Source organism: Halanaerobium sp. MA284_MarDTE_T2, from assembly GCF_003337245.1.
Taxonomy (GTDB): domain Bacteria; phylum Bacillota; class Halanaerobiia; order Halanaerobiales; family Halanaerobiaceae; genus QPJE01.
The window spans coordinates 1-1413 of record NZ_QPJE01000066.1 but is presented as its reverse complement, the minus strand read 5'-3'; the positions used below and the strand labels follow the sequence as shown (position 1 = coordinate 1413).

At 33.7% G+C, this 1413-nt stretch carries 1 protein-coding gene; it reads right to left on the bottom strand.

Annotated elements, in window-relative coordinates:
- Nucleotides 1–71: 71 nt before the first annotated feature.
- A protein-coding gene (locus DFR78_RS11855; RefSeq protein WP_114459030.1) for an IS3 family transposase occupies nucleotides 72–1339 on the bottom strand; the annotation gives its coding sequence in 2 pieces (ribosomal slippage) (nucleotides 72–1039 and nucleotides 1039–1339; 1269 coding nt in all).
- Between the last annotated feature and the right edge of the window lie 74 nt (nucleotides 1340–1413).

Here is a 1413-nt window from a genome sequence, read left to right as displayed (position 1 = left end):
TCGGTTCAACCCCCTAAATATGGAGAATATGTTTGTTAAGCTCGTTCATTCTTAGTTTCTCATTTTTTTATTTAAGCTAATACTGGTTCAGCAACTATTTTTTCTGCTTTAGCCAGTTCATAAAATTTTGCTGGCGGCATATCATTAAGACTGCCATGACGGTATCTGTTATTATAATAATTCATATATTCGCTGACTTTTTTGTAAGCATCTATAAAGCTGCTGAATTCATTGATTGAATAACAATCTTTTTCTAGAACTGAATGAAATGATTCTATATGAGCATTCATATTAGGCGTTCTAACTGGAATTCTTTGGTGCTCTAGGCCTAAGCTTTCACAGGTATCTCCAAATAATTTAGAGACAAATTGTGGTCCGTTATCTGTTCTAATCTTAGGCAAATTCATGCCTTTATACAGCTTTCTTTTATTTAAAGCAGCTTTTAATACTCTGCAGGTATCCTTAGCTTTACAGCTTAATCCCAGGTGATAATCAATAACTGTTTTATCAAAGACATCAATTACTGACATCTGGAAAAAGAATTGATCTGTTCCATCTATGTAGCCGTATTTTAGGTCCATCTGCCAGAGCTGATTTGGTTCTGTGATTTCTTCCTGTTTGGCAATCTTTTTAGGTCGAATCTTTTTGATTTTTCTTTGTGGCCTTAATATGTCTAATTCTTTGCATAATCTATATACTTTTTTCTTGTTGATTTTCAATCTATAGTCTTCTTTTAAACAGACTGTAAGCTTTCTGTAACCATAAGGAAAGCCATCACCTGCAACCAGTTCCAGGAGCCATTCTTTAATCTGTTCATCAGATATTTTTTCACCTGATTCAGTTAAGGAATAGCCTGGTATAGGTCTTCCTTTAGGATTATTGGAATTGCTGCTGTTAGTACTTTCACTCTCAGTTTTTCTATTTATATTACTGTAGTAAGTGGAAGAATTAAGCCCAACAAAGTCTAAAACAATAGAGGTTTTATATCCTTTATTTATCCACTTTGTTGCAATCTGAACTTTGAGGGCTATCGGGGGTTTACTTTATCTCGTAACTCCCTTAATATTGCCAGTTCTAGTTCCTTTTCTGCTACAATTTTTTTGAGCTTATCATTTTCATCGCTTATTTTATCAAGTCTATTTTCAATCTCTTCCATTTTCTTTTTTTCATCTTTAGGAAGAGATCTAACAGATCCAGTTTCTTTAGCTTTTTTAACCCAGCTGTAGACAGTATGTTTAGAAATATTATGTCGTCTTGCTACAAGAGCTGTGTTACCGATTTCGCGACATTCTTTAACTATTTGTTCTTTAGTTTCATCGGAATATTTTCTGTTTGTCATTGGTGTTTCCCCCTTGTAATTAGAGTATATCACTTTCAAACTTTTTCTCCAATTCTATTAGGGGGCTATATAGC